The following is a 25,147-nucleotide window of genomic DNA, read 5'->3' as shown; positions in this document are numbered from 1 at the left end:
GGCGCCGAGGGCGCCGGGTAAGGGCGGGCCGGCCGCCGAACGGCCCTCCGCCCCGCCCCTACCCGCAGAGCAGCGCGTCGGCGCAGAAGTCCGCCGCGGCGGCGGCGTGCACCTCGGCGACGGCGCCCCGGTCGTACTCCGGCCCCGCCGAGATGATCACGTGGACGGGGTCGGCTCCGAACGCGCTCCCCATGACGTAGCGGGGGCCGTGCACGGTGTTGTCGTAGGAGTACTCGAACTCGACGGCGTCGCCGCCGCCCGAGAAGGAGAGCTCCTCGTAGTCCGAGCGGCCGGACGCGTCGGCGAGGATCGCCTCCGCCTCCTCCCGCGCTCCGACGGCGGGATCCTCCTGCCACAGCACCTGAAGGCGGTAGCGGGGGTCGCCGGCCACATAGACCGCGCCCGCCCCCTCCTCCCCTGTGGGGTCGCGCTCCCATCCGTCGGGGACGGAGAGGGCGAAGCCCTCGGGCTCCTCGACCCGGGTGTAGCCGTCCGCGGCCGGCTCGTCCGGCTCGGTGCCGCCGCCCTCTCCGGGAAGGTCGTCCCAGGGCCGCTCCTCGTCCGGCAGGGGGCCGGGCGCCTCCGGGCCCTCCTCGCCGCCCGCGTCGGCGCCGGCCCCCGGATCCTCGCCCGCGACGGTCTCCACCCCGTCCTCCTCCCCGCTCCAGGCGGCGAAGACCGCCACCGGGACTCCGACCACGAGGATGAGGACGAGGGCGGCCAGCGCGACCACCGCCGCCTTCCCCTCCGGGCCGGACGGCCAGACGCCCTGCGGGGCGAGCGCCCCGCCCGGCTGCGCCGGCCGCCCCGATGGGATCCAGCGCTGCTGCTCCGGGTCCCATTCCAGGTGCCCGCCGGCCATACCGCTTCCGCCCATCAGTCGCCCTCCGCCCCTCCGGCGCCCCCGGGGGCCAGGTCCACGAACCTCTTCAGGGCGTCCAGCACCTCCGCGGCTCCGGCGGCGCCGCGCAGTACGGTGCTGCCCCCGGTGAACAGGCGGGCCAGCCGCTCCACCGCCTCGCGCCCGGGGCCGCCCTCCTCTGCGATCTCCCGTTCGGCGCGGGCGAGCTCGCCGTCCACCGCGGCGATCTCCACGGTGCGCTCCCGCCCGGCCAGCTCCCTGCGGACGCCCGCCAGCGCCCCGGCCAGCCCTCTGCGGGCCGTACCGGTGTGCACCGAGGCGTCGACGGCCTTGCTGCGCGGCCCGACCGCCGCGGCTCCGCCCGCGACGTGGCCGCCGATGACGACCTGCCCGGGCGGGGCGGCGGTCGGGCGCACCGTCGGCGCGGGGAGGGCGGCGGGGTCCGGGCCGTCCTCCCTGCGGGCGCGGTCCTCGGCGTAGGCCTCGGTGCCGGTGGCGATCGCGCCGCCGAGCATCGAGCCCGCGATGTAGAGTCCCGCTCCCTGCTCGCCGCCGGTGGTCTCCGGCTCTTCGGGGTCGTAGTGCGTCATGCCTTCTCTCCTGTATCGGCCGATTCCGCCCCCCGGGGCCGACTCCGGTCCCGATCGGCCCTGCTCTTTCCGTCTCCGCTCTCCGCCCGCGCCCCCTCGCCCGAGGCGATGGCCCCGCCGCTGACCGATCCTCCGACGAAGACCCCGCCGGCGCCGATGTTGACGATGTGCCGCTGGAATTCGTCGCTCTGGTAGCCGGCGTCGACCAGGCTCCGCCGGACCGCGGAGCCGATCCGGTCGTGCAGGGTCTGGGTGTAGCGCGCCACGTCCATGTCCTGGAAGAGCGAGATCCGCCCTTTGTCGGCGGCCAGCTCCCGCAGGCTCGTCCGGGGCGGTTCGACCCTGGAGGCCTCGCGGGCGGCGAAGTGCACCCGGATCCCGGACGCCGCCGTCGAGAGCAGCGCGGCCACCGCCATGAGCGAGGCCGCCGGCGCCAGGAGCACTGCGGTGCACGCCCTGCCGAACGGACCGCGGGCGGCGACCCAGGCCGGGAGGGCGTCGACCCTCTGGAACCGGTCCGCGATCGGCGCCAGCACGTGCGGCGCCACCTCCAGCAGCAGCATCCGGCCCTGGCAGTGCGCCCGGACGTAGACGGTGGTCACCACCTCCTCCTCCCAGCCGCCGACGCGGAGGCGGAGGAAGTGCCTGCGCTGCTCACCGCCCTCCTGGACCGCCGCGGCGACGTGCCGCCGCGCCGGGTCCCGGTCCTCCGGGCCGGTGGGCAGCTGCTCCCGGGTGCTGCCGTAGGGCAGCGGCCCCGGAAGGAACACCTGCTCGCGCACTTCCAGGCCGGTGAGGCGGTCCCGGCTCTCCTCGTCCGCGCGCTCGGTGAGGGCCTCGACCCGCTTCCGGATGACGTCGACCAGGCGGCGGCCGGTGAGCCGCCGCTCCGCCCCGCTCCCGGGCTCGGGCCGGAGCTCCAGGGCGAGGAGCCACGGGCTCCGCGGCTCCCCCGCCCCTCGGAAGGGGGCCTCGGGGGCGTACAGGACGACGGAGGAGTACTGCTCGGCGGCGATCGCCCGGAGCAGCGGCTCGTACCCGGGGTGCACCTCCGGCCCGGCGCCGGTGAACCCGGAGGGGGTGAGGTCGGTGAGGAGGATGCCGTCCACCCGCGACCGGTGCCGCTGCACGACCCCGGCGATCAGGGCCGGCCAGGCCCCGCAGACGAGGAGCAGGACGGCGGCCAGGGCCGGGCCGCCCGTCTCCCACCCGTAGAACCAGACCATCCCCAGCAGCGCCGGCCAGAGGACGGCCGACATGGTCCAGACGACGGCGGTGAACGCCAGGCCCGGCCAGGCGCGGCCGCCGCTCCGGAGCCGCTGCTTGTCCTGATCCGCCAGGTAGAAGCCGGTGGGGCTCCCGGCCACCCGCCGCTGCGCCGTCCCGATCAGGCACAGGACGGCGAAGCCCGCCATGAAGAGCAGGGTGGTGACGAGCGCTCCCATGGTGATCTCCCCGCCTTCCTCCCCGCTGAGCAGCTCGACGAGGAGGCCTGCGAGGAGGGCGGTGAGCGGCCAGGCCAGCCAGAGCAGCACCAGCCGCCCGCCGGCCTCGGTCTCCAGCCTGCGGGCGTGCAGGCAGTGCCGGAGCACCGGCACCGCGTCGAACCCCAGGGAGGGCGCGACCGCGCGTTCCGGCCGCTCGACCAGTTCGGCGATGACGGCGCGGCGGAACCCGCGGTCCAGGTAGGCGCCTGCGCACATCAGCCGGGTGGGCTCGCTGCGCGACGGGTCGGCCGGGCCGCTCACCGCCGCTCCTCTCCGACCGCCTCGAACAGGACGGCACCGGTTCTGCCCCGCGGGCGCGCATCCGGGCCGCCGGGGGCGGCGCCGGATCCGTCCTGCGCGCCCGGGGGCCGCTTGGATGGCTGGGGGATGTAGAGGTAGGCGTCGCCGGGGCTCCCGCCGCCCCCGGCGGGCGGGAGGGCGGCCGGCGCCCGGTGGAACCGCCGCGGGTTCAGGCCGACGTAGCCGCCGAGGACCGCGTCCTGGTGGACCCGGGCGGTCAGCCCGGCGGCCAGGAAGGTGATGTCGGGGTCGGACTCGGCGAGCGCCCTCTTCAGCGCCGGGGAGTCCAGCAGCCGGCGCGTCTCGGCCATGGCGCTGCCGACGCCGTCGCCGCGCTCCTCGCCGCCGGTGTCCGGCAGCGGGCCCAGGCCGACGGCGGCGCGCAGCCGCAGCCGCAGCGACCGGTCCTCGAAGGCCAGGCCGGGCTGCATGTCGCCGAGGACCTCCTGCACCTCGCCCAGCAGCGGGTGCAGGAGGAGCGGCAGGTACTCGGGGCCGACCCCCACCGCGTATCCGTCACCGGTGCTCCGCGGGAAGGAGGCGGTGCGCCACACCTCCTCCAGGCCGCTGTCGGCGAACGCCTGCTCCAGCGCGTCGCGGACCGTGTTGTGCAGGATCCGCTGGTTGTAGGAGGACGCCAGGGAGTACTCCTCGGCGTCCACCGCGAGGACGGCCCGGTAGGGCGGCATGCGTCTGCTCGCGCGCCGGCCGCCGGGCGAAGGCTCCGCCATGGTCGGTTCTCCTGGGGGGTCGGGGCCGGGTTCCGGCCGCCGGGTTCCGGGGGTCCCTACTCTGCCCGGAAAGGGGCCGCCTCTGTGCCCGAATCCGAACACAGCGGACCGGCGGGGTCCCGGTCGGCGCAGACCGCCCGTGCGCCACCGGCGCCCCGGCTCACTCCTCGCCCACCGCCACCTTGTGCAGCCGGTCCACGTCGCGCACGGCGATGTACTGCCGCCCGGTGCTGATCACGCCCATCGACCGCAGCCGGGCGAACTCGGCGGCCACCGAGGTCCGGGAGAGTCCGATGGAGTCCCCGAGCTCCTGCTGGGTCAGCCCGAACCTGAGGACCGTGCCGCGCCCGCCGCTCCCGCCGTGGACGGTGTCGGCGCCGAGCAGCGAGGCGAGCCGGAGCAGCAGCGCCGCCAGCCGCTGGCCGGCGGGCAGCGCGGCCATCTCCGCGCGCAGCGAGTCGCTCTCGCTCTGCCGGAGCACGACGTGCTCCCAGAGCGCGCCCTCCAGCGCCATGCTCTTGACCAGCAGCCGGAACTGCGGCCCGCTGAGCACCCGGGTGAGGCAGGGCCCGCCGGAGGCCGCCACCGTCGCGGTCCGCGCCAGCCCGGACAGCGCCGACAGCTCGCCGAGCGCCTCGCCCGGACCGCGCAGCGCCAGCAGCGCCTCCGCTCCGTCGGCCCGCACCATGGACACCTTCACCGTGCCCTCGGCGAGCATGTAGACCGCATCGCCGCGCTCGCCCTGGCGCACGATCCGCTCGCCGGGGGCGAAGCGCCGCGTCGCCCCGGCCCGGAGGAACCGCGCCCACTGCTCGTCCGAGACGAGCGCACCGAAACCCTGTCTGCCCATCTCCGCTCCATTCCGGACCCGCTCCCCCCGGGGGTACAGCGTTATCCCAGGCGGGCCCTTCCGGAGCCGTTTCCCCCCGCCTCTGACCGGATCCGGCCACCCGGGCCGGGGGCGCCGCAGGCGCCGCCCGGGCCCCGCTCAGGCCCCGTAGGCCTCGGCCAGGGCGGTGAGGACGGGGGTGCAGCCGCCGTCGACGTTGAGGTCGGCCAGCGGGGCGCCGCGGGTCTCGCCGCGGTTGAGGATCACCACCGGCCTGCCCGCTCCGGCGGCCTGCTTGACGAAGCGCCTCCCGGAGAGGACGGTCAGCGAGGAGCCCGCGACCAGCAGGGCGGAGGACTCCTCGACGAGCGCGTAGGCGCGCAGGACGCGCTCCTTGGGCACGTTCTCGCCGAAGTAGACGATGTCGGGCTTGAGCATGCCGCCGCAGGACTCGCAGTCGGCGACCCGGAACCCCTCGGTGGAGGCGAGCACCGCGTCGGCGTCCGGGGCGACCTCGACGTCGGCGACGCTGTCGGCGAAGTGCGGGTTGAGCTCGGTCAGCCGCTCGGCGAGCCGCTGCCGCGTGACCGCGCGGCCGCAGGAGAGGCAGACCACCCGGTCGTAGCGGCCGTGCAGGTCGATGACGCGCCTGCTGCCCGCCTCCCCGTGCAGCGTGTCGACGTTCTGGGTGATGACGCCGCCGACCACGCCGGCCGCCTCCAGGCGGGCCAGTGCCAGGTGCCCGCCGTTGGGCCGGGTGCGGTGCACGTGGCCCCACCCGACGTGGTTCCGGGCCCAGTAGTGCCGGCGGAACGCGGGGTCGCCGACGAACTGCTGGTAGGTCATGGGCGTCCGGGGCGGTGATCCCGGGCCCCGGTAGTCGGGGATCCCGGAGTCGGTGGACAGGCCCGCACCGGTGAGCACGGCCACCGGTCCGCTCCCGAGCACGTCGCGGATGCGCGCCGCCGCAGCGGCCGGGCTCTCGGCCTCCAGCATGTTCGTCACGCCCTCGAGGGTATGCGCCCCGGTCCGAGGTGGCCGCCGGCGCCCCGGCACCCTTTTCGAGGGGAAATGCGGCAATACCCGGAAGGAGTATGGAAGCCGTTCGTGAAAACTTTCCCAAAGTTTTCGAATTTCTCTCCGTGAAACCGAACGGCGTATGTGATGAGAACCACTTTTTGGACCGCTCCCCCTCTCCTCCGGGCCGCCGGACCCGACATAACCGCACGTCCGACCGGAAGATCCGGAACCGAGTACGAGATTGGTACCGAATTCAACGAAGGACGCCCGCAGCCGCCCCGCCGGCCATGGCGCCCGCACCACCTGGGAACACTTCACTGAACGTAATCGACGCTTCTGTCAACCCCCACCGAAATTCACTCGTAATCACCCCGATACTTTGCGTGCTAACTTCGTTGGCGTCCTTTGCAATCAAAAGTTGGAAGGATTCGGCCATGAACCGCGTCACCATCGCGACCGCCGTCTTCGCCGCTGCCACGAGCATCGGTTTCGCTTTTCCCGCCCTCGCCTCCGCCGATCAGCACGGCGCCGGCCCGTCCGGCTCCGCCGCGCAGCACTGCATCGGAAAGCAGAGCTGGCCCGAGCTGGTGGGCGTGCCCACCGAGATCGCGATCCGCACCATCGAAGAGCAGAACCCCTTCGTCACCGTGCTGGAGGTCCCCGAGGACACCGCGGTGACCACCGACTTCCGCTGCGACCGGGTGCGCATCTTCCACTCCCCCTCCGATGGCTCCGAGACGTCCCCCCTGCTGGTGACGCGTATACCGAGCATCGGCTGAACCCCGGCCCCGGGGACCCCCCTCCCCGGGGCCGGCCTGACCGGGCCGCCGTGAGTAGCGGGGCCCCTCGGCAAGCGCGGCCCGAGGGGCGCGGCGCCCCGGTCCCCCGCCCGGCGGTGGTGCGACACCGCCGGGCGGGCTCTTTCCTGTCCCGGACACCGGAATACCGGCATTTCCGAGGAGCACCCCAGGAGCGGGAACCGTTTTCCCGGCCCCCTCCGGACGCCCCTCCCCCGAAGAAAGTCCGGGAATTCCGCCGGCTCCCTTTTTCTCCTCCTCCGGCATTCCACCGGATAGCGGGCCCTCCATCCGGCCGCCCCTTCCCGCCGCTCCCCGGAGAACGGTCCGGGCGAACCGGATATTCTCTCCCCTTTTCTCACATCTCCGGGCGCACCGCCCGACCTTCCGTTCCGGATACGGTATCCACTCGGGAATCCCCCTTCCGAGAACGCCCCGTATGAAGCGGTCCCGGGATCCGCACCGCCGGCCGCCGAACGGAGGGCGGGGACCCGGCGGCCCCGCACCGTCCGTTCCGGGAGGGGCCCGCGCCGCCGCTCATGCCGGCGGGGCCGTCACGCCTCCTCCTCCGGATCCTGGTCGGGGAAGTCGTTGTACTGGGTGCCGCCGATGTTGACCGGTCCCCGGGTCCCGGCCACCGCGGTGCCGACGTCGCCGCCGATCGGCCCGATGCCGCCGTGCTGGACGGAGGTGCGGGTGTCTCCGTTGTACACGTCGCCGTGGACGGTGCGGGCCTGGAAGGTGTTCTTGGAGTCGCCGCCGACGCTGTTCGCGACCTCTGCGGCCGCACCGACGGGGGCGCTCCTCCGCCGCGTCCGCGGGGCGCCGGCGGCCGCGTCCGCGGGTGCGGGCGGGCCGCCGGAGCCGTTTCCGGCCGGGGCGGCGGACTCCCCCGGGCCCTCCGGCGCCGGGCCGCCCGGGTTGATCGAGGGCTGCGGGACGTAGATGTAGGACTCGGCCCGGTACTCCTTGTCCGGCAGGTCCACCGTGACGCCCCGGAAGAGCCGCTGCTTGACCGCGACGTAGCCGCCGAGCACGGCGTCCTCGTAGGCCCGGCGGGTCAGCCCGGCGGCCAGGAAGGTGATGTCGGGGTCGGACTCGGCGAGCGCCTTCTTCAGCGCCGGGGAGTCCAGCACCCGGTGGGTCTCGTTCATCGCGGTGCCGATGCCGTCGCCGCGCTCCTCGCCGCCGGTGTCCGGCAGCGGGCCCAGGCCGATGGCGGCGCGCAGCCGCAGCCGCAGCGACCGGTCCTCCGAGGCCAGCGCGGGCTGCATGTCGTCCAGGACGTCCTGCAGCTCCGGCAGCAGCGGGTGGATCAGCCTGGGCAGGTACTCGGTGGGCACGCCGACCAGGTAGCCGTCCCCGGTGCTCTGCGGGAACGAGGCCGTGCGCCACACCTCCTCCAGGCCGCTGTCGGCGAACGCCTGCTCCAGCGCGTCGCGCACCGTGTTGCTGAGCAGCTGCTGCTGGGCCGAGGTGGTGCGGCTGTACTTCTCCACGTCGACGGCGAGGACGGCGCGGTAGGGCGGCATGTTCGAGCTGGTGCGCCGGGCGCGTCCGCGGTACTCCGCCATGCGGTCTCTCCTCCGGGGTCGGGGCGGCCGGCGGCCTCCGCGGCCGCCTCCCCCGACTCTGGCCCGGAGCGGCGCGGCGCAGTGTCGATTCCTGGACACAGCGGGGCCGTCCGCCCCGCCGCCGCGCGGAGAAGGCCCGCCCGGCGCTCCCGGCCGGCGGTGCTCAGCCGAGGGGCCCGCCCGCGGCGGTCCGGCGCAGCCGGTCCACGTCGAGCACCGCGATGTACCGCCGCCCGGTGCGGATGACGCCGCCGTCCCGGAGCCGGCGGAACTCCGCGGCGACCGAGGCGCGGGAGAGCCCGACCCAGTCGCCGATCTCCCGCTGGGACAGGCCGAGCCGGAGCACCACGCCGCGCCGCCCGCCGGGCGCGGTCCCGACGTCGGTCCCGGTCAGCGCGGCGAGCCGGAGCAGGGCCGCGGCGATCCGCTGCGCCGACGGCAGCACCGTGATCTCGGTCCGCACCGATTCCCCTTCGGCCTGCCGGAGCACCAGGTGCTCCAGCAGCGCGCCGTCCAGCCCCTGGCGGCGGAGGAGCAGCCGGAACTGGGCTCCGCTGAGCACCCGGGTGAGGCAGGGCCCGCCGGAGGCCGCCACCGTCGCGGTCCGCGCCAGCCCGGACAGCGCGGACATCTCGCCGAGCGCCTCACCCGGGCCGCGCAGCGCCAGCAGCACCTCGATCCCGTCCGGCCGCACCGCGGTCACCTTGACCGTCCCCTCGGCGAGCATGTGGACCGCGTCCTCGTGCTCGCCCTGGCGGATGATCGGCTCCCCGTCGGCGAACCGCCGCGTGCTCCCCGCCTTCAGGAAGAGCGCCCACTGGTCGTCCGAGACCAGCGCCCCGAAACCCTGCCTGCCCACCCGGTCCCTCTCCGCCCGTCCGCCCCTTCCACACCAGCGGTTCCCCTGCGGGCCGGGCGGAAGCCCGCGGCGCGGCCGATGGCCGCTTCCGGCCGCCGGGAGAAGGGCCGGGGGCGCCGGCCCCGCCCTTCGGAGGGCCGGCCGGGGCGGGGCGCGGGGAAGCGCCCCGCCCGCCCTCCCCGGCGGGCGCCGGGGAACGCGCTTCCTCCGACGGCCTCAGAGCAGGCCGCCGTCGGCCCGGATGTTCTGCCCGGTGACCCAGGCCGCGTCCGGGCCGGCCAGGTAGGCCGCCACCGCTGCGACGTCCTCGGGGCGTCCGAGCCGGCCCAGCGGTGTCATCGCGGCGACGGCCTCCCGGGCCTCGGCGGGGACCGCGTCGCGCAGCAGGTCGGTGTCGGTCGTCCCGGGCGAGACGGTGTTGACCGTGATGCCGCGCGGCCCCAGCGCCCGGGAGGCCACCCGGGACAGCTGCTCCAGCGCCCCCTTGCTCGCGGCGTACAGCGCCTCGTCCGCGCCGGGCCAGCCGGTGCTGACCGAGGAGACGTTGATGATCCGCCCACCGCGCTCCATCCGCCGCGCCGCGTGCCGCATGGCCAGCAGCGCGGCGCGCGCGTTGACCGCCATCACCCGGTCGAACTCCTCCGCTCCGGCGTCGTCGAACGCCGTCCGGCCGGGGATCGCGGCGTTGTTCACCAGGACGCCCAGCCGGCCGCCCAGGTGCCCGTCGGCCGCGGCGAACAGCCGATCGACCCCGTCCGGTTCGCCCAGGTCGGCCCGGACCGCCCAGGCCCTGCCGCCCCCGGCGCGGACCGCGCCGACGACCTCCTCGGCCCGGGAGCGCTCGGAGACGTATCCGAACACCACCGGGGCCCCGTCCGCGGCGAACCGCTCCACGATCGCCCGGCCGATCCCCCGCGACCCGCCGGTGACCACCGCCGGCGCCGCTTCCCGCACGTCCATGCCCCTGTTCCTCTCCGGTTCGCGTTCTCGGAGCGGCCATGGTGGCGGGGGTTCCGGCCGGATCCCGGCCGCTTCTTCCGGCCACGGGCACGGTTTCCGCGGGCGGAGCGGTGCCCGGAACGGGGCCGCGACCGCACCCCTGGCCGGGCGGTCCCCGGCCAGGGCCGGGAAAAGGGCTTCCGGGCCGCCGGCCCCGGGGAGAGGGATCGCGCCGGGCCCGGGCGCCCGCTCAGCCCGCCGCCGAGGCTCCGGTGCCGCCGGAGTGCCCGGAGGCGTCCTCCGGCTCCCCGTCCTCTTCTCCCTCCGGTCCGACGTAGGGGTCGGGCTCGAAGTCGGAGGCGGAGCCGAAGACGGACGGGAAGCCGGGCCCCAGCCCGTAGGCGTCGCGGATGCGGGAGGCGCCGTCGGTGTAGCCGTTGGACTTGAGGAAGACCGCGAAGCGCTGGAGGAAGCCCTCGTACTCCTCCTCGTCCTCCCAGTCGCCGGCGGCGACGGCCGCGGCGTGCAGCCACGGGTCCTGGTCGGAGCGGCGCGCGTCGGCCGGGTGGGCGGGGGCGGGGCGGGGCTCCTCCGGTCCGCCGTCCTCCGGGATGTAGCCGTAGACCTGGCCCGCGTAGGGCTCGGCGTGCGGGAACGGGGGCGCGGGGCGGGGGTCCGGCGCCCCGGTGCGCGCCGCCGGCTCCCGCTCCGCCCCGGCGGCGCCGACCGCCTCGGTGAGCTCCCGGTAGACGTCGGGGAGCCGGCGCCCGGTGGCCGCCGAGGAGAGCCGGGTGAGCGTTCCGATCCGGGCGACCGCCTCCTCGACCCGCTCGGGGTGGCGGGCCAGCCACCAGACCACGGCCCGGCCCGGGTCGGAGAGGACCTCGCCGCCCAGGTACTCCTGCTCCAGCCGCTCCAGCTCGCGCTCCTCCTCCCGGGCGGCCTTGGTCTTGCGCAGTTCGCGGAGGCGGGCGAGGCGCTCCTCGTCGTCGGCGGAGATCTCCAGCCGGACCTCTTCGGCCCAGGCCTCGTCGACGCCGGGGTGGCGGCACGGCTCCGGGCCGAGCGCCGCGGTCAGCCGGAAGCCCGCCGCGCCGTGCTCCTCCGGCCGCTCGGCCGCGCAGAGCGCGCGGGCGCGCCCCTCGATCGCGCAGACCGCGGCGCCCTCGGCGGCGCTCTCCGCCGCGGCGGCGCCCCGCCAGCAGACGACCGCGGAGAAGAGGAAGGGGTAGTCCCTGCGGGCGCTGGGCAGCTCCAGCCGGAACACGTGCTTGCGCCGGTAGGGTGCTTCGGCCTCCTCCAGGGCGCCGGCGGCGGCCGCACCGGGGCGCCCGTCCCGCGCCCGCGACCCCGCGGCCAGCAGGACCGCGAGGGCGAGAGCGGCGAGCAGCGCGGCCGCGCCGGCGGCCGCGAGCGGCGCCGCGTCCGGTCCGGGCAGCAGCCTGCCCAGGTCCCAGGCGCGGTAGGCCCACCATCCGAGGAGGACGAGGGCGGCCACGGCCGCGCCCGCCGAGAGCACCGCCAGCAGGGCGCGGCTTGTCCTGGTCATCACCTGTTCGGGCACGCTCCCGCGCGGGAGGCGCCCCCTCCTTCCTGCGGACGGTGCGGCCGGTGCGGCCTCTCCGGTGCACGCGGCTCGGACCGGCGGCGCACCGCGCCGGATCGCCCCGGGCCCGTCCCGCGCCGGAGTCGGGGGACGGCGCGGGCGGCCCGGCCGCGAGCGGTGCGTGCGGACCTGATCGCGGCACGATCCGTCGCGTTCCCGGCGCTCCGGCCTGCGGGAGGCCCGCCGGTGCGCGGATCCCCGCGCCCGCCGATGATCATGCCTGTGCGGGAGGCTACTCCTTCCGCGCGGGCCGGAAGACCGCTTCCGGTCTCAGAACGCGAACGAAACCGGCCCCGTGGCCGGATCCGGCCATCCGTGGGCCTTGCGGGGCCTCCCGGGCGGCGCCCTCGGCGGAACCGCCGGACGGTCGCGGATCCGCCTTCCCCACCGCGCCCACCGCCCTACTCCGTCCGGACCGGAACCCGCCCACGCCTCGGAGAACCCGGGGGATCAGGAGCGGCGGCGCTCTCGGAACCGAGCACCCGTCCGGGCGGGAGGGCCGCCGGGCGCTGGAGCCGGGGCGGGCGCCCGGCCGGCAGCGGAGACTGGTGACCGGATGCGGAAAGCACCGTCGCCGGGCCCGGCGCTCCGAGCCGCCCGGCCGAGCCGGAGCCCGTCCGCATCCGGGAAGACCCGGTGTTCCAGGCGGGCGGAGCCCCCGGGGCCGAGCGGAATCCGCGCCGGGAAGGCCGCCGAGCGTTTCGGCCTGGGCGGACCGCGTCGGGGCCCCTCCGGCCGGTCCCGCGGGCGGATGCGGGAAGCACCACCGCCGTACCCGGTCGGCACTCCCGTCCGGTGGGCGCCGCCTGACGCACGCGGCTCGCAGCCGCACCGCAGAAGGAGAGCGGGAGCCGGCGCCCCCGAGAACGGTGGCCCGGGCGGGCGGAGGGGCGGGACCGCTCCCCTTCCGGTCGGTCCGTGCGGGTCTCCGGACAGGACGGCGCCGGGCCCCTGCCGCGAGGGGGCCGGGCTTGCTACGGTGAATTCTAACAAGTGTTTGGTTGGAGGAATGGTCATGGCTGTCTCCACCACACGGCACCCGGACGGGGTCGCCGAGATCGTCGTGGACGCGCCGCCGGTGAACGCGCTCACCGTGCAGGGCTGGCACGACCTGGCCGGCGAGCTGCTGGCCGCCGGGCGCGACCCCGGCACCCGCGCCGTACTGCTCCGCGCGGAGGGGCGCGGGTTCAACGCCGGCGTCGACATCAAGGAGATGCAGCGCGACCCCGGCCACACCGCGCTCCTCGGCGCCAACCGCGGCTGCGCCGCCGCGTTCTCCGCGGTCTACGACTGCCCGGTCCCGGTGGTCGCCGCGGTGCACGGGTTCTGCCTCGGCGGGGGCGTCGGGCTGGCCGGCAACGCCGACGTGGTGGTCGCCTCCGACGACGCCCGCTTCGGCCTGCCCGAGGCGGACCGGGGCGCCCTGGGCGCCGCCACCCACCTGGCCCGGCTGGTCCCGCACCACCTGATGCGGGCCATGGTCTACACCTGCCGCACCGCCACCGCCGCCGAGCTGCACGCCTTCGGCTCGGTGCTGTCCGTGGTCCCCCGCGAGCAGCTGCGCGGCGAGGCGCTCGGCACCGCGCGGTCGATCGCGGCCAAGGACCCCCGCGTCATCCGGTGCGCCAAGGAGTCCCTCAACGGCATCGACCCGGTGGACGTCCACCGCTCCTACCGGTTCGAGCAGGGGTTCACCTTCGAGCTCACCCTGGCCGGGGCGGGCGACGAGCACCGGGCGGCGTTCGCCCGCGGAGCGGAGCGGTGATGGGCAAGGTGACGACGCCGGACGCGATCGCCGCGTCGCTGGCCGACGGGATGGTGCTCGGCATCGGCGGCTGGGGGTCGCGGCGCAAGCCGATGGAGCTGGTCCGCGCGGTCTGCCGGTCCCCGGTCCGCGACCTCACCGTGGTCTCCTGCGGCGGCCCGGACGTGGGCATGCTCTGCGCGCACGGCAAGGTCCGGCGGGTGGTGGCCCCCTTCGTCACGCTCGATTCGATCCCGCTGGAGCCGTACTTCCGCGCCGCCCGGGAGAGCGGTGCGGTCGCGCTCACCGAGTACGACGAGGGCATGTTCATGTTCGGGCTGCTGGCCGCCGCGCACCGGCTGCCGTTCCTGCCCACCCCGGCCGGCCTCGGCTCCGACGTGCTGCGGGTCAACCCCGGGCTGCGCACCGTCCGCTCCCCCTACCCCGCCGAGGGGGAGGGCCCGCTGGTCGCGGTGCCCCCGCTGCGGCTGGACGCGGCGCTGGTGCACGTGAACCGGGCCGATGACCGCGGCAACGGGCAGTACCTGGGCCCCGACCCCTACCTGGACGACCTGTTCGCCAAGGCCGCCGACCGCTGCTACCTCTCCTGCGAGCGGCTGGTCGGCTCCTTCACCGGGCCGCCGCAGTCGCTTCTGGTCAGCAGGGCGATGGTGGCGGGCGTGGCGGAGACCCCCGGCGGCGCGCTCTTCACCTCGTGCGAACCGGACTACGGGCGCGACGAGGAGGCGCAGCGGCGCTACGCGGCCTCCGCGTCCGACCCGGCGCTGCGCGCGGAGTTCTTCGGGCCCGGCCCGGGCCCCGGCCGGACGGAGGCGGCGTGATGGCGGCGACCAGGGCCGAGGTCTGCGCGGTGGCGTGCGCCGAGGCGTGGCGGGGCGACGGGGAGGTGCTGGCCGCCGCGATGGGCACCTGCTCGGTGCTGGGCGCGCGGCTGGCCCGGATGACGTTCGAGCCGGGCCTGCTCACCACCGACGGCGGCGCGCTGCTCACCCGGGAGGCGCTCCCGCTGGGCCGGGCCGCCGGCCCGGAGGACGCCGAGGGGTGGCTGCCCTTCCGCGACCACCTGTGGCTGGTGCTGCACGGGCGCCGGCACGTGATGATGGGCGCCTCCCAGCTGGACCGGTTCGGCCGGAGCAACATCTCCGCGATCGGCCCGTGGGAGCGCCCCGACCGGCAGCTGCTGGGGGTGCGCGGCGCACCGGGCAACACCCGGTCCAACCCGACCAGCTACTGGGTCCCGCGCCACTCCCGCCGGGTGTTCGTGCCGGAGGTGGACATGGTCAGCGGGGTGGCCGCCGCCGACGCGCACGGGCTGCGCCGCGTCGTCACCGACCTGGCGGTGCTGGACTTCGGCGGCCCCGGCGGGACCGCGCGGCTGGTCTCGGTGCACCCGGGGGCGACGGTGCGGGAGGTCCTCGACCGCACCGGGTTCGACCTGGCCGGGGCGGACGGCGAGGTGCCGGTGACCCGCGAGCCGACCGGGGAGGAGCTGCGGCTGCTGCGCGAGGTGCTCGATCCCGGCGGGCTGCGCGACCGGGAGGTGCCGGCGTGAGCACCGGGCCGCTGCGCACCGCCCTCACCGACCTGGTGGGCTGCCGCCACCCGGTGGTGCAGACCGGCATGGGGTGGGTGGCCGGGCCGCGCCTGGTGTCGGCGACCGCGAACGCGGGCGGGCTGGGCGTGCTGGCGTCGGCGACGATGCCGGTCGACCGGCTCGCCGCGGCGATCCGGGAGGTCCGCGAGCGCACCGACCGGCCGTTCGGGGTGAACCTGCGCGCCGACGCCGGCGACGCCGAGGAGCGCGTCGAGCTGCTGATCTCCGAGCGGGTCCGGGTCGCCTCGTTCGCGCTGGCGCCCCGGCCGGAGCTGATCGCCCGGCTGAAGGAGGCCGGGGTGGTGGTGATCCCCTCGGTCGGCGCGCGGCGGCACGCGGAGAAGGTCGCGGCGTGGGGCGCCGACGCGGTTCTGGTGCAGGGCGGCGAGGGCGGCGGGCACACCGGGCCGCTCGCCACCACGCTGCTGCTGCCGCAGGTGGTGGACGCGGTGCGGATTCCGGTGATCGCGGCCGGCGGGTTCTTCGACGGGCGCGGGCTGGCGGCGGCGCTGGCCTACGGGGCCGCCGGGGTGGCGATGGGCACCCGGTTCCTGCTCACCTCGGACAGCCCGGTGCCCGACGCGGTCAAGCGCGCCTACCTGGAGGCGGCGGAGACGGTGGTGACCCGGGAGGTGGACGGCGTGCCGCACCGGGTGCTGCGCACCCCGGCGGTGGACGCGCTGGAGCGCTCCGGCCCGGTGTCCCGGCTGTCCGTGGCGGTGCGCAGCGCGGCGGCGCTGCGCCGGGAGACCGGCCTGTCCTGGGGGTCGCTGCTCCGCGACGGCGCCGCGATGCGGCGGGCCCGGGGGCTCTCCTGGTCCCAGGTGCTGATGGCGGCCAACACGCCGGTGCTGCTGAAGGCCGCGATGGTGGACGGCCGCGCCGACCTGGGCGTGATGGCCGCGGGCCAGGCCGTCGCGGCCGTGGACGACCTGCCCGGCTGCGCGGAGCTGATCGAGGGAATCGTCGCCGACGCGGTACGCGCCCTGGACCGCTTGGAGGGCCTGCGCCGGGCCGGGGACTGACCGGTCCCGCCCGTCCCGGTGAACCAGGGCCGACGCGGGACGCCGAGGGTCCGGCCGGCGCGCTCCCCCGCCCGCCGGGAGGAACCCGCGGCACTCCGCGGAGCAGCAGACGCCCCGACCGGTCCGCGCCCCGGACCGCTCGCGCACCGCCCGCGGAAACAGCGACGGCCCTCGAAGCGCGCCAGATGCCCGCACGACCCCGGCGGCCGGAACGCAGCCCCGGGGACGGCCGGGGACCGCCCACCGGGACGGACCCGCAGCGCTCCACGGGCCGACCGGCACCCGGGCACCCCGGCCGGCGCCGGGCCGCCAGGGGGAACGGCGACAGACCCCGAAGCGCACCCGGCGCCCGGTCGGCTCCCCGTCCGAGGTGCCGCGGCCCGACCGGCGCCCTCCCCGGGTCGGCCGTCAGGGGCGCGGCCCCCGGCGGGATCAGGCGGGGGCGCCGGCCTTCCGGGGCTCGGTGCGCCGGTCCGGGGCCCATCCGTGGTAGGCGAGCCAGAGGCCGAACAGGGCCATCACCCCGAACAGCACCCGGGCGACGGCGAGCGGCCCCGGTTGCCCGACCACCGCGTCGACGCCGCTCTGCATCGGGGAGGTGAGGACGATCAGTCCGATCCCCCGCAGGCCCACGAACCAGCCGAACAGGGAGATCGCGACCGCCGCCGGCCCGCGCCAGTTGCGGTGCCCGCCGATGACGACCAGCCCGCCGGCGATCATCAGCGCGCCGAGTATCCAGAGGTTGAACGGGTCGGCGAACGGGTCGCCGACCAGGGATTCCATTTCGGGCAGGCGGAGCGCGATCACCCCGGTGAAGATCGTCATGTAGGGGCCGATGACTCGGGCGAACACCTTGGTGCGAAGCCGGGCCGCTTCCTCCTCGGACACCGATTCCTGGGACACCTGCGCCTCCCTCTATTCACAAACCGACGGTCGGTTTATTTTCAAGGTACACTTGCCGCCCGGGTCCGGCAACGGCCCCGGGCGGACCATCGGAGGGAGCGGAATGGCGCGGCGGGTCAGGCCCGAGGAGTACGCGGCCCGGCGGGCGCGGATCATCGCCGCCGCCCTGGACCTGATCCGGGAGAAGGGCTACCAGGAGATGACCATCGCCGACCTCCTGGACAGACTGGACATCTCCAAGGGCGCCTTCTACCACTACTTCCGCTCCAAGCGGGCGGTGCTCGACGGGATCGTGGAGGACCTGACCCGCGACGCGCGCGCCGCCCTGGAGTCGGCCGCCGATCCGTCCCGGGACGCCGTGGCCCGGCTGCGGGGCCACCTCTCCGCCGCGATCGCGTGGAAGGCCGCGCACACCGACGAGCTCTCGGCGGTCGCCCGGATGTGGAGGCACGAGAACAACGCGCTGCTCAAGCAGCGGATCAGCGAGGCGTCCGTGCAGGCCCAGGCGCCCCTGCTGGCCGCCGTGGTCCGCCAGGGCCGCGACGAGGGGGTCTTCGACGCCTCCCACCCGGAGGAGGCCGCGGTGATCATCGCCGGGATGGGCCTCCACCTGGGCGACGCCCTGATCGACGCCTACCTCGAACCGGCCGGAGGGGAGGGCGGGCCGCGCCGCCGCGAGGTGCTGGTCCGGGCGCACCTGGAGGCCGTCGAGCGGATCCTCGGCGCCCGCGCGGGCTCCCTGACCGACCTGGTCCCGCTGATCGCCGGAACGGAGATGCGCCCCGACCGGCCCCCGGCCCCGCCTCCCGGCGCACCGGCCTGACCCGCCGCTCCGGCCCCGGCCGGCCCCGGAGGCCGCCCCGCCTCCGGCTCACGCCGGCGCGCTCCACCCGCACCGGGGCGAGCGGACCGCCGGAGAAGCCGGCCGAAAGCGAGCGGACCAGACGGGAGCCGGGCGGACCCGGGAGGCGGGGCGGCGGGAGCCCGGACCGCCTTCACGGCCTGAGCGGGCACGGCGCCGCCGGCGGCGGCGACGGGTGGAGGGGGCCGCGTTCCAGGGGCCTCCGGAGGCCGGACCTCTCCCCCGCCGCCCCTTTCCGGCCCCGCCTGCCCGCCGGTGCGGGCACGCGGCGGCGGAACCGGTGCCGGTCACTGCTCCAGGCGGTCTGCGGCGCCGCAGCGGATCCGGACGCGCCGGGCCGCGCCTCCCCTGCCCCCGGTCGCGGGCGTGCAGGCCGGGCCGCCGGGCATCGCGCGCGGACGCACCGGCGGTGGCGGCGGGCCGGCCCGGCCGGTGACCGCGTGCCGCCGAACCGCACGCCATGGCCGCCGGCGGGGCCGCGGTCCGCGAGCGGGCCGCGGCCCCTTCCCTCTCCCTCGGCAACGGCGCCGAGCGGGCCGAACGCCGGGAACGGCCGTCCGCCCCGCCGCCGCCCGGTCCGGCGAGGGCGCCGCGCGGGCCGGGCGGGCGCCGCGGCCGCTCTGCGACGCCCGCGGGCCGGGCGGGCGGGTCAGAGGCGCTCGATCACGGTGACGTTGGCCTGGCCGCCGCCCTCGCACATGGTCTGCAGGCCGTAGCGGCCGCCGGTGCGCTCCAGTTCGTGCAGGAGGGTGGTCATCATCCGGGCGCCGGTGGCGCCCAGCGGGTGGCCCAGGGCGATGGCGCCGCCGTTCGGGTTGACCCGGGCGGGGTCGGCGCCGGTCTCGTCCAGCCATGCCAGGACCACCGAGGCGAACGCCTCGTTGACCTCGAAGACGTCGATGTCGGCGACGGACAGTCCGGTCCGGTGCAGTGCGCGGGCGGTGGCCGGGATGGGCGCGGTGAGCATCCGGATCGGGTCCTCGCCGCGTGCGGAGAGGTGGTGGACGCGGGCGCGCGGGGTGAGGCCGTGCTCGGCCACCGCCCGCTCCGAGGCGATGAGCAGCGCGGCCGCGGCGTCGGAGAGCTGTGAGGCCAGCGCGGCGGTGAGCCGCCCGCCGGGGACCAGCTCCGGCAGCGCGGCCATCCGCTCCCGGGTGGTGTCCCGGCGCGGGCCCTCGTCGGCGGCCAGCCCGGCGCAGGGCGCGGTCTCGGCGGCGAAGCGCCCGGCGTCGGCGGCCGCGGCGGCCCTGCGGTGCGACTCCAGGGCGTAGGCCTCCATCCGCTCCCGGGTCAGCCCCCACTGCTCGGCGATCATCTCCGCGCCGCGGAACTGGTCGACCGCGCCGGTCCCGTAGCGCCGCACCCAGCCGCGGGAGCCGAGGAACGGCCCGCCGGCGTGCCCGAACGCCTCGCCGGCGGTCATCGCGGCGCCGATCGGGACCTGCGACATGCTCTGCACTCCCCCGGCGGCCACCAGGTCCGCGGTGCCGGAGAGCACCGCCTGCGCGGCGAAGTGCACCGCCTGCTGGGAGGAGCCGCACTGCCGGTCGACGGTGACGCCGGGCACCTCCTCGGGCAGCCCGGCGGCCAGCCAGGCGGTGCGGGCGACGTCCCCGGCCTGCGGGCCGAGGGTGTCCACGCAGCCGAGGACCACGTCGTCGACGGCGGAGGGGTCGGCGCCGGACCGGTCGATCAGTGCGCTCAGCGCGTGCGCGCCCAGGTCGGCGGGGTGGACTCCGGCGAGCCCGCCGCCGCGCCTGCCGACGGGGGTGCGGACCGCCTCCACGATGTAGGCCTCGGCCACCTGACTCCTCCTTCGCTGGTCAGCACCCTTGGATCCCCTCCAGGACCAGGGCCTGGTACTGCCGGGCGACCTCGTCCGCGCCGAGCCGCCCGCCCGGCCGGTACCAGCCCGCGGCCAGCCACACGGTGTCGCGGATGAACCGGTAGACGACCGGGGCGTCCAGGTCGGCGCGGAAGGACCCGTCGCGGACGCCCTGCTCCAGCAGGCCCACCCACATGTCGCGGAAGCGCCCCCGGGACTCGTCCAGGTAGCCGAAGCGGGGGTTGGGGGCGAGGTGCTTGGCCTCGTTCTGGTAGAGCACGACCGCGGCGCGGTCCCGGTCGATCGCCTGGAACGAGGCGGCGACCAGGCCGCGCAGCGTCCGCTCGGCGCCGCCGCCGCGCGCCAGGACCGCGTCGTAGTCCCGCCACAGCGCGGTGAGGAACCCGGAGAGGATCTCGTCGATCATCGACTCCTTGGAGTCGAAGTGGTAGTAGAGGCTGCCGCCGAGCATGCCCGCCGCGTCGGCGACCTCGCGGACCGTGGTGGCGGCGTACCCGCGCTCGGCGAAGACCTCCGCCGCGGTGCCGAGCAGTTCGGTGCGCCGGGCCGCGCGGGCCGCGGCCGCGCCCTCCGCATCGCGTCGCCGTGGGCTCATCGTCAACGTCACGCTCTCCGACTCGAAACCGAAACGACCTCCCCGGTCATGTACGAGGAGTAGTCACTGGCCAGGAAGACGATAACGTTCGCGACCTCCCACGGCTCGGCGTGCCGGCCGAAGGCCTCCCGGGCGGCGAGCTCGGCGAGCAGCTCCTCGGAGGCGGCCTTGGCCAGGTTGGGGTGGACCGCCAGGCTGGGCGCGACGGCGTTCACCCGGATCCCGTCGCCGGCCGCCTCCACCGCGGCGCACCTGGTCAGCGCCATCACCCCGGCCTTGGCCGCGGCGTAGTGCGCCTGCCCCTCCTGGGCGCGCCAGCCCAGGACCGAGGCGTTGTTGACGATCGCGCCGCCCCCGCCGCCGGCCATCAGCCGCAGCGCGGCCCGGGTGCAGCGCATGGTCCCGGTGAGGGTGACGTCCAGCACCCGGCTCCACTGCGCGTCGGTCATCTCGGTGAGCCGGGCCGTGCCGCCGAGCCCGGCGTTGTTGACCACCGCGTCGATCCGGCCGAAGCGCTCCAGCGCCGCGTCGAACATGGCGGCGACCTGGTCCTCGTCGGTGACGTCGCAGGGCACCGAGGCGACCGCGGAGGCGCCGAACTCGGCGGCCAGTCCGGCGGCTGTGCCCTCCAGGCGGCGCCGGTGGGCGTCGCTCAGCAGCACCCGGGCGCCCTCCTCCAGCAGGCGGCGGGCGGCGGCGCCGCCGATGCCGGTGCCCGCGGCGGCGGTGACCACGGCGGTGCGGCCGCGCATCAGTCCGTGGCCGGGAACGTAGGGCGGCACCGCGTTCATCGGGGGACCTTCCGCTCGGGGCGCGCGGCCTGGGCCGCCGGTCGCTCGCATGCTACCCTACCAAACACTTGTTAGAAAACAGGAGCATCCGTACGCCGTCGGCCGGACCGAGGAGCGAGGAGGCCCGCATGGACGACGTCGTCCGCTACGAGCGGCGCGGCGCGGAGGAGTCCGTCGCCGTCATCACGATGAACCGGCCCGAGTACCGCAACGCGCAGAACTCCGCGATGACCTACGCCCTGGACGCCGCCTTCTACCGGGCGGCCGAGGAGGACGGCGTCGCCGCGGTCGTACTGGCCGGCGCCGGCCGGCACTTCTCGGCCGGCCACGACATCGGCAGCCCCGGCCGCGACGCCGACCGGCCCTTCGAGCGCCGCGCCGGCCTGTGGTGGGACCACTCCGACAAGGCCGGCGGCGAGCGCCGGTTCGCCCGCGAGGCAGAGGTCTACCTGGGCATGTGCCGGCGCTGGCGGGAGCTGCCCAAGCCGACCGTGGCCATGGTGCAGGGCGCCTGCGTGGCCGGCGGCCTGATGCTGGCCTGGTGCTGCGACCTGATCGTCGCCTCCGACGACGCGTTCTTCAGCGACCCGGTGCTGCGGATGGGCGTGCCCGGCGTGGAGTACTTCGCCCACCCCTGGGTGATGCCGCCCCGGGTGGCCAAGGAGTTCCTGTTCACCGGGGACCGGATGGACGCGCACCGGGCCCGCGAGGTCGGCATGGTCAACCGGGTGGTGCCCCGGGACGGCCTGGAGCGGGAGGCGCTCGCGCTGGCCGAGCGGATCGGCCGGATGCCCCGGTTCGGGCTGGCGCTGGCCAAGCGCGCCGTCAACCAGGCCGAGGACCTGCAGGGGATGCGCGCCGGCATGGACGCCGCGTTCGGCCTGCACCACCTCGCGCACGCGCACAACGCCGAGACCGGCACCGACGCGCTGGCCGGGATGGACCCGCGGAGCATGAAGAGGGCGGCCTCCGATGGATCTTGACTTCACCGAGGCCGAGCAGGCGTTCCGCGCCGAGGTGCGGGCGTGGCTGCGCGAGCACGTGCCCGCGGAGCCGCTGCCGTCGCTGGAGACCCGGGAGGGCTTCGCCGCGCACCGGGAGTGGGAGCGCGAGCTGCACTCGGCCCGGCTGTCCGCGGTCTCCTGGCCCGAGGAGTACGGCGGGCGCGGCGCCGCCCCGCTGGAGTGGCTGGTCTTCGAGGAGGAGTACCACGCCGCGGGCGGGCCGGGCCGGGTCAACCAGGGCGGGATCAACCTGCTGGCCCCCGCGCTCTTCACGCACGGCACCGCCGAGCAGCGCGCCCGGGTGCTGCCGCCGATGGCCGCCGGGGCGGAGATCTGGGCACAGGCCTGGTCCGAGCCGGGCGCCGGGAGCGACCTGGCCGGGATCCGCTCCACCGCGTCGCGCACCGACGGCGGCTGGCTGCTGTCCGGGCAGAAGATCTGGAGCTCCCGGGGGCCGTTCGCCGACCGCGCGTTCGGCATCTTCCGCTCCTCCGGCGAACGGCACCGCGGCCTGACGTACCTGATGTTCCCGCTGGACGCCGAGGGCCTGACGGTCCGCCCCATCGGCCGGCTGGACGGCAAGCCGGCCTTCGCCGAGCTCTTCTTCGACGGGGTGTTCGTGCCCGACGCCGACGTCATCGGCGAGCCGGGCGACGGCTGGCGGGTCGCGATGAGCACCGCGGGCAACGAGCGCGGGCTGACCCTGCGCAGCCCGGGGCGGTTCACCGCCGCCGCCGACCGGCTGGTCCGGCTCTGGGCCGAGCGCGGCGACCCGGCCGACACCGCGCTGCGGGACCGGGTCGCCGACGCCTGGATCCGGGCGCGCGCCTACCGGATGCACGGGTACGCGGTGCTCTCCCGGATGCACGACGCCGGGTCGGAGGCCAGCATGTACAAGGTCTTCTGGTCGGAGCTGGACGTGGCTCTCACCGAGACCGCGCTCGACCTGCTCGGCCCGGACGGCGAACTGGACGGCCCCTGGCTGGAGGACTACGTGTTCGCCCTGGCCGGGCCGATCTACGCGGGCACCAACGAGATCCAGCGCAACGTGGTGGCCGAGCGCGTCCTCGGCCTCCCCCGCGCGGGAAGGGGCGGCAGGTGAGGTTCACCCTCGACTCCGAGCAGCGGCTGTTCGCCGAGACCGTGCGCGGCCTGCTGTCCGGCGCCGACGCGTGCGGCGCCGCGCGGGCCTGGGGCCGCGGCGACCGCGCGCCCGGCCGGGCGCTGTGGCGGGCGCTGGCCGATGCGGGCGTCTTCGCGCTCGCCGTGCCGGAGGAGCACGGCGGCGCCGGCGTCCGCCCGGTGGAGCTGGTCGCCGCGCTGATCGAGGTCGGGCGGCACGGCGTGCCCGGCCCGGTGGTGGAGACCCTGGCCGCCGCCCGGGTGCTGGGCGATCCGGAGGCCCTGGCCGGCATCGCCGACGGCTCCTTGTCCGCGACCCTGGCGCTGCCCCCGGTGGTGCCCTACGCGCTGGACGCCGACGCCGCCGACCTGGTGCTGGCCGTGCACGGCGGCGCGCTGCACCGGGCCGGGCCCGACGGCGGGCCGCGCCGCTCCCTGGACCCGGCCCGGCGGCTGTTCTCCTGGTCCCCCGCCGGGGAGGTCCCCTGCGCGGCCGCCTCCCCGGCCGCGGCCGCCGCGGAGTTCGGCGCGCTGGCCTGCGCCGCCCAGGCCCTGGGCGCCGGCCGCCGGCTGCTGGACGCCACCGCGGAGCACGTCCGGACCCGCGAGCAGTTCGGCCGCCCGATCGGGGCGTTCCAGGCGGTCCAGCACCGGCTGGCCGACACCCTGATCGAGCTGGAGTTCGCCGGCTCGCTGGTGTACGGCGCGGCGGTCGCGCACGGCGGCCCCGACGCCGCCCGGGACGCCTCCGCGGCGAAGGCCGCCGCCTCCGAGGCCGCCTACCGGGCCGCCCGCACCGCGCTCCAGCTGCACGGCGCGATCGGCTACACCGACGAGTTCGACCTGTCGCTGTGGATCCGCAAGGCCCGCGCCCTGCACACCGCCTGGGGCTCCCCCGCCCACCACCGCGGCCGCGTGATGGCCGCCCTCACCGGTGAGTGAACGACGCCCCGCCCCCGCGATGATCTCGGCGTTCCGGGGGCATCGACGGGTGCTGACGGCCCCGGAACGCCGGGATCATCGCGGGGGCGGCGGGGAGAGCCGATGGTCGGGAAGGTGGAGGAGATGACCGCAGCGGCCGATTTCCGTGGCCGAAGTGTGCTGGTCACCGGGGGGACCCGGGGCATCGGGCGGGTGATCGCCGAGGCGTTCCTGGCGGCCGGGGCCGAGGTGGCCGTCGGCGGGCGGACCCCGCCCGGGGTTCCGCCGTCCGCCGGCGGGCGGACCGCACGCTTCCTCGCGGCCGACGTGCGCGACCCGGACCAGGCGGCCGGGCTGGTGGAGGCGGCGGCGGAGCCGCTGGGCCGGCTCGACGTGCTGGTCAACAACGCCGGCGGGGCGCCGAGCGCGGAGGCGGCCGAGGTCTCGCCCCGGTTCGTGGCCAAGGTCGTCGGCCTCAACCTGCTGGCGCCGTTCCACACCGCCCAGCCGGCCAACCGGATCATGCGGCGGCAGCGGGAGGGCGGCTGGATCGTCAACATCGGCAGCGTGGCGGCGCACGACCCGCAGCCGGGGACGGCCGCCTACACCGCGGCCAAGGCCGGGCTGCTCGGCCTGACCCGGGCGCTGGCCCTGGAGTGGGGGCCGGAGGTGCGGGTCAACCACGTCACCGCGGGCCCGGTCCGCACCGAGGCCGCGGACGAGGTGTTCGGCCCCGCCGGCGCCGACGGGGTCGACCGGGTGATCCCGATGCGCCGGATGGCCGAGCCCGCCGACATCGCCCGCGCCTGCCTCTTCCTCGCCTCCGACCCCTACATCACCGGCGCCGACCTCGCCGTCCACGGCGGCGGCGAGGTCCCGGCCCGCTACCTGGCGATGCCGGACCCGCCGGTCTCGGGGAGATAGGGCGTGCGGGCGCGGCGCACCGGGGGGGGCGCCCCGGAGCGCCCGGCTGAAAAAGAAAAAAGAAAACGAGCCCCATAAGTCCCTTGAAGGCGGAAAACTCTTCCTCCGCACCACTCCGCCGCACTTCCGCGGGTATATTCACCTCCACCCCCGGCGAGGCGGCCGCGCGCGAAAGGCACCGATCGCCGCGAAAGGAGGATC

Annotated in this window: 25 protein-coding genes; 10 read left to right on the top strand and 15 right to left on the bottom strand. The window is 76.5% G+C overall.

What is annotated here, in order from left to right; all coding sequences use genetic code 11:
* Positions 1–58: 58 nt before the first annotated feature.
* From J0910_RS13575 to J0910_RS13545, 7 genes are all read right to left on the bottom strand, one after another.
* A complete protein-coding gene (locus tag J0910_RS13575) occupies positions 59–877 on the bottom strand; it encodes a hypothetical protein (protein WP_420158861.1) in 819 nt (272 codons plus the stop codon).
* Positions 877–1,452 carry a hypothetical protein gene (locus tag J0910_RS13570; RefSeq protein ID WP_420158860.1) on the bottom strand — a complete coding sequence of 192 codons (576 nt, stop codon included), beginning with the start codon at positions 1,450–1,452 and terminating at the stop codon, positions 877–879. The genes J0910_RS13575 and J0910_RS13570 overlap by 1 nt, the downstream gene beginning before the upstream one ends.
* A complete protein-coding gene (locus J0910_RS13565) occupies positions 1,449–3,200 on the bottom strand; it encodes a hypothetical protein (RefSeq protein WP_420158859.1) in 1,752 nt (583 codons plus the stop codon). Before J0910_RS13565 ends, J0910_RS13570 begins: the two co-directional genes overlap by 4 nt.
* Positions 3,197–3,970 carry a hypothetical protein gene (locus J0910_RS13560; RefSeq protein ID WP_420158858.1) on the bottom strand — a complete coding sequence of 258 codons (774 nt, stop codon included), beginning with the start codon at positions 3,968–3,970 and terminating at the stop codon, positions 3,197–3,199. Before J0910_RS13560 ends, J0910_RS13565 begins: the two co-directional genes overlap by 4 nt.
* Positions 3,971–4,130: 160 nt before the next feature.
* On the bottom strand, positions 4,131–4,820 hold the full coding sequence (locus J0910_RS13555) for a Crp/Fnr family transcriptional regulator (protein ID WP_420158857.1): 690 nt from the start codon (positions 4,818–4,820) through the stop codon (positions 4,131–4,133).
* A gap of 138 nt (positions 4,821–4,958) precedes the next feature.
* Entirely contained in the window at positions 4,959–5,795 is an 837-nt protein-coding gene (locus tag J0910_RS13550) for an NAD-dependent protein deacetylase (RefSeq protein WP_420161991.1), read from the bottom strand.
* Between the two features lie 277 nt (positions 5,796–6,072).
* Positions 6,073–6,255, bottom strand: coding sequence for a hypothetical protein (locus tag J0910_RS13545; RefSeq protein ID WP_420158856.1), 183 nt, complete (start codon positions 6,253–6,255; stop codon positions 6,073–6,075).
* Here J0910_RS13545 and J0910_RS13540 point away from each other — a divergent pair.
* Positions 6,254–6,598: a serine protease inhibitor gene (locus tag J0910_RS13540; RefSeq protein WP_420158855.1), complete on the top strand. Its 345-nt coding sequence runs from the start codon at positions 6,254–6,256 to the stop codon at positions 6,596–6,598. The genes J0910_RS13545 and J0910_RS13540 overlap by 2 nt on opposite strands.
* Positions 6,599–7,170: 572 nt before the next feature.
* Here J0910_RS13540 and J0910_RS13535 read toward each other — a convergent pair.
* From J0910_RS13535 to J0910_RS13520, 4 genes are all read right to left on the bottom strand, one after another.
* A complete protein-coding gene (locus tag J0910_RS13535; protein WP_420158854.1) occupies positions 7,171–8,190 on the bottom strand; it encodes a hypothetical protein in 1,020 nt (339 codons plus the stop codon).
* Between the two features lie 163 nt (positions 8,191–8,353).
* On the bottom strand, positions 8,354–9,049 hold the full coding sequence (locus J0910_RS13530; protein ID WP_420158853.1) for a Crp/Fnr family transcriptional regulator: 696 nt from the start codon (positions 9,047–9,049) through the stop codon (positions 8,354–8,356).
* A 216-nt stretch (positions 9,050–9,265) separates the two neighbouring features.
* Complete coding sequence (locus J0910_RS13525; RefSeq protein WP_420158852.1) at positions 9,266–10,009, bottom strand: SDR family oxidoreductase; 744 nt, start codon at positions 10,007–10,009, stop codon at positions 9,266–9,268.
* A gap of 229 nt (positions 10,010–10,238) precedes the next feature.
* The gene (locus tag J0910_RS13520) at positions 10,239–11,537 is read right to left on the bottom strand and encodes a hypothetical protein (RefSeq protein WP_420158851.1); all 1,299 of its coding nucleotides are present in this window, start codon (positions 11,535–11,537) and stop codon (positions 10,239–10,241) included.
* Between the two features lie 1,072 nt (positions 11,538–12,609).
* Here J0910_RS13520 and J0910_RS13515 point away from each other — a divergent pair.
* The 4 genes from J0910_RS13515 to J0910_RS13500 are packed head-to-tail and all read left to right on the top strand — an operon-like array spanning position 12,610 to position 15,978.
* Positions 12,610–13,359 carry an enoyl-CoA hydratase family protein gene (locus J0910_RS13515; RefSeq protein ID WP_420158850.1) on the top strand — a complete coding sequence of 250 codons (750 nt, stop codon included), beginning with the start codon at positions 12,610–12,612 and terminating at the stop codon, positions 13,357–13,359.
* Positions 13,359–14,180: a CoA transferase subunit A gene (locus tag J0910_RS13510; RefSeq protein WP_420158849.1), complete on the top strand. Its 822-nt coding sequence runs from the start codon at positions 13,359–13,361 to the stop codon at positions 14,178–14,180. Before J0910_RS13515 ends, J0910_RS13510 begins: the two co-directional genes overlap by 1 nt.
* On the top strand, positions 14,180–14,911 hold the full coding sequence (locus tag J0910_RS13505; RefSeq protein ID WP_420158848.1) for a CoA-transferase subunit beta: 732 nt from the start codon (positions 14,180–14,182) through the stop codon (positions 14,909–14,911). Before J0910_RS13510 ends, J0910_RS13505 begins: the two co-directional genes overlap by 1 nt.
* Positions 14,908–15,978, top strand: coding sequence for an NAD(P)H-dependent flavin oxidoreductase (locus J0910_RS13500; RefSeq protein WP_420158847.1), 1,071 nt, complete (start codon positions 14,908–14,910; stop codon positions 15,976–15,978). Before J0910_RS13505 ends, J0910_RS13500 begins: the two co-directional genes overlap by 4 nt.
* A 432-nt stretch (positions 15,979–16,410) precedes the next feature.
* Here J0910_RS13500 and J0910_RS13495 read toward each other — a convergent pair whose 3' ends face one another.
* Positions 16,411–16,881 carry a hypothetical protein gene (locus J0910_RS13495; protein WP_420158846.1) on the bottom strand — a complete coding sequence of 157 codons (471 nt, stop codon included), beginning with the start codon at positions 16,879–16,881 and terminating at the stop codon, positions 16,411–16,413.
* A 103-nt stretch (positions 16,882–16,984) separates the two neighbouring features.
* Between J0910_RS13495 and J0910_RS13490 the strand changes: the two genes are divergently transcribed.
* The gene (locus tag J0910_RS13490; RefSeq protein WP_420158845.1) at positions 16,985–17,704 is read left to right on the top strand and encodes a TetR/AcrR family transcriptional regulator; all 720 of its coding nucleotides are present in this window, start codon (positions 16,985–16,987) and stop codon (positions 17,702–17,704) included.
* Positions 17,705–18,392: 688 nt separating this feature from the next.
* Here the strand turns inward: J0910_RS13490 and J0910_RS13485 are convergent.
* Genes J0910_RS13485 through J0910_RS13475 form a run of 3 tightly spaced genes read right to left on the bottom strand, consistent with a single transcriptional unit; the run spans position 18,393 to position 20,975 of the window.
* Positions 18,393–19,547: an acetyl-CoA C-acetyltransferase gene (locus tag J0910_RS13485; protein WP_420158844.1), complete on the bottom strand. Its 1,155-nt coding sequence runs from the start codon at positions 19,545–19,547 to the stop codon at positions 18,393–18,395.
* Between the two features lie 19 nt (positions 19,548–19,566).
* Positions 19,567–20,184, bottom strand: a complete 618-nt coding sequence (locus J0910_RS13480; RefSeq protein WP_420158843.1) for a TetR/AcrR family transcriptional regulator — start codon at positions 20,182–20,184, stop codon at positions 19,567–19,569.
* Positions 20,185–20,192: 8 nt separating this feature from the next.
* On the bottom strand, positions 20,193–20,975 hold the full coding sequence (locus J0910_RS13475) for an SDR family oxidoreductase (protein WP_420158842.1): 783 nt from the start codon (positions 20,973–20,975) through the stop codon (positions 20,193–20,195).
* Between the two features lie 128 nt (positions 20,976–21,103).
* Here J0910_RS13475 and J0910_RS13470 point away from each other — a divergent pair, with 128 nt between their 5' ends.
* From J0910_RS13470 to J0910_RS13455, 4 genes are all read left to right on the top strand, one after another.
* The gene (locus J0910_RS13470) at positions 21,104–21,958 is read left to right on the top strand and encodes an enoyl-CoA hydratase (protein WP_420158841.1); all 855 of its coding nucleotides are present in this window, start codon (positions 21,104–21,106) and stop codon (positions 21,956–21,958) included.
* Positions 21,948–23,081, top strand: coding sequence for an acyl-CoA dehydrogenase family protein (locus tag J0910_RS13465; protein WP_420158840.1), 1,134 nt, complete (start codon positions 21,948–21,950; stop codon positions 23,079–23,081). The genes J0910_RS13470 and J0910_RS13465 overlap by 11 nt, the downstream gene beginning before the upstream one ends.
* Positions 23,078–24,043, top strand: a complete 966-nt coding sequence (locus J0910_RS13460; protein ID WP_420158839.1) for an acyl-CoA dehydrogenase family protein — start codon at positions 23,078–23,080, stop codon at positions 24,041–24,043. The genes J0910_RS13465 and J0910_RS13460 overlap by 4 nt, the downstream gene beginning before the upstream one ends.
* Positions 24,044–24,145: 102 nt before the next feature.
* Positions 24,146–24,946, top strand: a complete 801-nt coding sequence (locus J0910_RS13455; RefSeq protein ID WP_420158838.1) for an SDR family oxidoreductase — start codon at positions 24,146–24,148, stop codon at positions 24,944–24,946.
* Positions 24,947–25,147: the final 201 nt, after the last annotated feature.

Origin of the sequence: Nocardiopsis oceanisediminis (genome assembly GCF_048595525.1) — a bacterium.
In the GTDB taxonomy this organism is placed as follows: Bacteria; Actinomycetota; Actinomycetes; order Streptosporangiales; family Streptosporangiaceae; genus Nocardiopsis_A; species Nocardiopsis_A oceanisediminis.
The sequence above is the reverse complement of the archived record's forward strand: the minus strand, read 5'-3'. Positions and strand labels throughout refer to the sequence as shown.